At 61.5% G+C, this 4,749-nt stretch carries 7 protein-coding genes and 1 pseudogene; 2 read left to right on the top strand and 6 right to left on the bottom strand.

Annotation, left to right across the window (positions count from 1 at the left end; translation table 11 throughout):
- On the top strand, window positions 1-261 hold a 261-nt coding region (locus GY769_04105; GenBank protein ID MCP4201097.1), incomplete at its 5' end, for a hypothetical protein.
- Window positions 262-411: 150 nt separating this feature from the next.
- Here GY769_04105 and GY769_04100 read toward each other — a convergent pair.
- The 3 genes from GY769_04100 to GY769_04090 are packed head-to-tail and all read right to left on the bottom strand — an operon-like array spanning window position 412 to window position 2,643.
- Window positions 412-771 carry a hypothetical protein gene (locus GY769_04100; GenBank protein MCP4201096.1) on the bottom strand — a complete coding sequence of 120 codons (360 nt, stop codon included), beginning with the start codon at window positions 769-771 and terminating at the stop codon, window positions 412-414.
- A complete protein-coding gene (locus GY769_04095) occupies window positions 768-1,493 on the bottom strand; it encodes an ATP-binding protein (GenBank protein MCP4201095.1) in 726 nt (241 codons plus the stop codon). Before GY769_04095 ends, GY769_04100 begins: the two co-directional genes overlap by 4 nt.
- Entirely contained in the window at window positions 1,486-2,643 is a 1,158-nt protein-coding gene (locus GY769_04090; GenBank protein ID MCP4201094.1) for a transposase family protein, read from the bottom strand. Before GY769_04090 ends, GY769_04095 begins: the two co-directional genes overlap by 8 nt.
- 394 nt (window positions 2,644-3,037) lie before the next feature.
- On the opposite strand from GY769_04090, the gene GY769_04085 reads away from it, so the two are divergent.
- Complete coding sequence (locus GY769_04085; protein ID MCP4201093.1) at window positions 3,038-3,211, top strand: hypothetical protein; 174 nt, start codon at window positions 3,038-3,040, stop codon at window positions 3,209-3,211.
- Between the two features lie 75 nt (window positions 3,212-3,286).
- Here GY769_04085 and GY769_04080 read toward each other — a convergent pair.
- The 3 genes and pseudogenes from GY769_04080 to GY769_04070 all read right to left on the bottom strand — a co-directional run.
- Window positions 3,287-3,805 (bottom strand): annotated as a pseudogene (locus tag GY769_04080) (ParB/RepB/Spo0J family partition protein).
- 73 nt (window positions 3,806-3,878) lie between these two features.
- A complete protein-coding gene (locus GY769_04075) occupies window positions 3,879-4,340 on the bottom strand; it encodes a hypothetical protein (GenBank protein MCP4201092.1) in 462 nt (153 codons plus the stop codon).
- Window positions 4,341-4,628: 288 nt separating this feature from the next.
- Window positions 4,629-4,749: DUF4338 domain-containing protein (locus GY769_04070; GenBank protein ID MCP4201091.1), on the bottom strand; the 121-nt coding region annotated here is incomplete at its 5' end.

The following is a 4,749-nucleotide window of genomic DNA, read 5'->3' as shown; positions in this document are numbered from 1 at the left end:
GACGCCGACGTCGTGTTGATCGAGCCGCCGCGGGAGGACTACGAGGACTTCTTCTCCAATATTTTCAGCTTCTCGTCACGGCGCGCGGTATGCGAGCACGCCTACGACGCGACGCGCAAGAGCCTGTTGGCGCGGCACGGCGCTTTAACGCTAGGCAGAAATGATCCGGTTGCGCTCAGCAAGATCGACCCCCACCCGGATCGGGTTTTCAGAGTGAGAATGACGCTGGCCAGAAAGCCATCTGGCGATGGACGCGCGTAATCATCGGCCGGCTACGGCAACGGCCGATGATGTGCATAAATGAGGCCGCCGCCGGCCGTGATGGCCGGCGGCGGCGAAGTGACCGTATCGTTGCTCAGTTCGGCGGCGGGATGGCACCTGTGCCACAGGCGCCGCCGGATGGAGGCCGGTTCAAAGGCGGCCTTGCATCTTCCACCAGAGATAACTGATGTCGCCGGGATCGACTGGCGTATCGAGGATCTCACGGATGATGGGTAGGAAGTAGCGCAGGGAACCGATGGGCGCAAGGGGCGCACGTGTGGGGTGGCGCGAGGTCCGTCGCGCTGTGGCGAGGATAAAGGCACCCTCGATGGCGGTCAACGGAACCGCCTTCTGGTAGAGGTTTACCGCAAGATCGTGATCGGTACGGCGTACTCTGCCACATACATTGAGTGTGGTTCGGTATTCCTCGAGGGTCTGGCGTACGTACTGCTCACGATCCATGGCGGGGTCGAAGACCCACCATTCGTTTGCATCCTGGGGCAGTCTCATCCTTGCGGCTCCCGTAGCGATGGGCCGTCCATCTTCATGGTGTGGCAGTGATGACGCAGTCTCGACAGCAGCGCCTCGACCATCGGCTTTCGCCCGAGGAAGTGGTGCCACTCGTCGTAGTCGAGGTTGGTGGTGATGAGGGTAGCTCGCCTGTGGTATCGCTCCTCCATGAGTTTGAAGAAGATATTGGTCTGTTCGGGCTTGAGGTTGAGGTATCCCATCTCGTCGATCACAAGCAGATCGAGCCGTGCGAGGCGGTTGATGAGCTTTCGTGAAGAATGGTCGGCCAGGGACGCGTACATGTCGTCGAACAGATCCTGGGCACGGACGAATTGCCCGCGGTAGCCGTTCTGCAGAGCCTTCAGGAGCAGGCCCGAAGCGAGGCCGGTCTTGCCGACGCCGGTGGGGCCGATGAAGACGATGTTCTCGGCCTTGGCAATGAAATCCAACTCGGCAAGTGTGTTGATCCGGCGACGGTCGACGCCGGGCTGTTTCTTGTACGGAAAGCTCTCCAGAGTCCACAGCTCGGGTAGGCAGGCGCGCTTGATGCGCCAGGCCAGGGCCTGCTCCTGCCTGGCATGCCACTGGGGCCGCATCAGGCGCAGGAGAAATTCTTGGTAGGTGATCTGCTGCTGCTCGGCGCGTTGAATCTCCTCCTCGACGATCTCGTGGATCTTCTTCAGATGGAGGCTCTTGAGCAATTGATCGAGGTCGTCATTCATCATCATCTCCGTGTCGGTCGAGTCGAAAATATTCCTCATGGATGAGGCGCAACAGCAGGCTCTCGACCCGGTCCAGGTCATAGAGTCCGTACTGGTGCGCCCGCTGCACGGCGGCGTGCAGAGGCTGTGTGGGATACTCGTGGACCATCCGTAGCAATTGCCTCAGGGCAAGCGTGGTCTGCTTCTTCGCTTTGCGTTTGAGATCCTTGACGTAAGGCCCCAGATCAGGGGCGAGATCGAGCAAACGTTTCTCCTCGCGAGCGCCTTGCTTGCTCTTGCGGCCCTGGCCGCGACGGATCCGATGCTCAGGTAGGGTTGTCTTGCCGTCATGAGGATCGATCACCCGCTCATGAGTCACCGTCGGTTTCGATGGGCTGGTCTTGATCTTGATCTCGATCGTCTCTTGCGTCTCGCAAGCCTGGACCTGATGGCCGATCCAATTCGGCGGCACCGAATACTTGTGAGTGTCGATCGAGACGTAGCCCTCGACGCTGACGGTTCGGTGGTGAATCCGGTAGGGCTGGGGAATGTGGGCCGGCAGAGGTCTGAGCCGTGTTCTCTCCAGGGCAAACAGCTCGATCGGCTTGGCCTTGAGGTGGCGTTTGTAGCTCGCGTTCTTCTTCTGGCACCACTCCCGGGCCTGCCGGTTCAGATCGCGGAAGTCTAAGAAGGTCCTGCCCACCAGGAAGTTCCTCTCCACGTGCCAGAAGCTCCTCTCCACGTGGGCCGAGCGGTTGGCGTTGCCGATCGCGTGAGCCCGGAAGAGGAAGCCGAAGCGGTGGCTGAATGCCTCCATCTCCGGCACCGGGATCATCGTCTTGCCGCTCCCCCGCAGCACCACCACGTGGGTATTGTCGATCATCACCACCTCGGGCGCGCCGCCGAAGTACCTCAGGGCCTCGGTCAGGAAGCTCTTGCACTCGAATCGGCGAAACCTCGGGTAGAACTGGATGAAGACCATCCTGGAAAAACACAGAACCACCGACGCGGTCTGGACCTTCCTCTCTTTGCCGCCGATCCTCACCCGATGCGGGGAGGTGTCGTGCTGCATCTCCTGGCCCGGATCGAAGTGGTAGCTCCCGGCTGGGAGGATCTGCTTCACACCGATGCCCTGCCGGCGACAGAAGGCCGTCAGGGCGGGGTAAGACAGCTTCGCTCCCTGGGCCTGAAGCTCCTCGTGAACCCGTGTCAGATTGCCCTTGCAGGTCTTGTGTAGCTCGAGGATCTCGTCGCGATGGGGCTCGGCCTTCATCGCTCGCACGATCGGCGGTGGCTCGTCGCTTTGTGAGGCGATCACCTTCTTGATCGCACCGCGTGAGATCTTCAGCGATTTCTTGATCGCCCGCGTCCCGAGCCCCTGCTTGTGAAGCTCCAGGATCGCTGTCCTCTTTTTCTGGCTCAGCATGAATCGTCTCCTGAGTCGTTGTAGGGGTCCTCGAACGGGCCGCCGGCTTCAAGCCGTCGAGCAGGACATCCCACTGGCTGCGGACCCCCTCGAGTGTCTGGTGCAGCTCGGCCAGCTGCTGGCTAGAAAACTCCGACCGATGTCGAAAAATCTGACGGCTGAGATCTCGCGCCTGGCGTGCCAGCCGTTCGGCACGACCGAGCAGGCGCTGGGGCTCATCAAGGCCCTTCTTCGGCTCCTGAAGCCTCTGCTGCACAAGCAGGAAGGCTCGGGGATCGTCGAGAAGACGCTCGCGCCCTTCTCGGTCCGCTGATAGCCAACCGTTGTAGAGCAGCTGGATCTCGGGGCTGGTGAGCTTGTGCCGCACGATCTGCTCGGCCAGCCGTTTGCAGGCTTGATGGTCCTGGCGGGCCAATGGCACCAGGGCTCTCATCGCCGCATGGGCGGGGATTTCGCCGTTGCGGATCGATTCCTGGATCGAGAGAGGGAGCTCGCGGACCAGGCCCAGAGCACGGCATACCCAGCTGATGCCGCGGCCAAACCGCTGCGCCAGCTCTTGCTGGCTCCAGCCAAAGCTGTGCTGTAGCTCGGCCAGCAACCATCCTTGCTCCAGCGCCGAGCAGCGTCGGCCGTTGGCCATCTGCCAATGCAGCACCAGCGCCGCACTCGCCTCCATCTCCCACACCAGAGCCTCAGCCGTGTCGTGGCCCAGGCGGCGTAGAGCTGCGATGCGCTGATGGCCATCGATCACGACGTAGCGGCTCGGCGCCTCGCGATAGGGCACCACCACGATCGGTTGTCGCTGACCGTGCTCTTCTATGGACAGGCGCAACTGACCTTGCTGTTTGCGATGGTGAGCGCGTAGCGAGGCGTAGGGTGTCTCCAGCTGGTGCCATTCCAAATCCATGACCGGCTTCTCCTCAAGGCGCACTTCTTCCTTCTGGGGCAAGGCCCCAGCCTGAAACCGCCTCAAGAGCCCCTTATCGGCGCTGGCGCAGCGCTCTCACACCGCGCCTGGTCGCACATCGAGCCCCGCAAACGCAGCAGTACATGGCGGTGCGCGCGTCATACGCCGGCTCGAAACGGCTCTGGGCATCGCCGAGGTCGTCTTCGGCGTCTTCGCCCACAGTTTGCACAGGGCGTTCAGCGGTCGGGAACCCTGATGCGTCATCTTTCTCCGAAAGACGACCCAGAATCGATTGAAGTATCAGGTAGAGCGCCTGACGGGCGGCGTGCTTTCGGCGCCCATCTGGTGTCTGCTGATAGCGACGTCCCGATGCGCGCATGGATTCGCGCCGAGCCTGCATCGAACACTCCTTGCCGCAGTAGCACTGCCCTCGATCGCAGTGCGAGCAGATCACGACTTCCTCCTCACATAGCTGGCAAACGAACTGCCGGTAATTCTCTCGAATCGTCTCCTCGGGCTCTTGAACACTGGACAAGCATCCCCCTTTCCGGCGACACTTCGACCTGCGGCTCCATGCCGCAGGCAGGAAGGCCCAGGGAGATCGACAGTCTTGTATCCTGGGCCTTCGGTTTTCTTGCCGGAGAGATCTCTCTTATCCGATTTCATTCGGGAGGGCTAGTAGCCCTCAGCCCATCTGCCCGGCGAACTTCTTGTCGCCGCCAGGCAACGACTTGAGCCAGACCGAAACGGATCTCGACGCGATCAGAATAGGGTCAAATCTGGCGAGCAGAGGAGGGGGCCATTTCTGCCGAGCACATTAGGGTCATTCTTCGAGAGCGCTAAAGACCACCCGCTGGAGATTGCTACAACGGGCCGTCTCGCTCCAGCCAATCCACTGATCTCGCGCCGACAAACGCCAGGCAGGGCTCGAAAAGCGCAGGCAT

Source organism: bacterium, assembly GCA_024224155.1.
Classification (GTDB): Bacteria; Acidobacteriota; Thermoanaerobaculia; order Multivoradales; family JAHEKO01; genus CALZIK01.
Note: the sequence above shows the minus strand (reverse complement) of the source record. Positions and strands in the feature narration are given on the sequence as shown.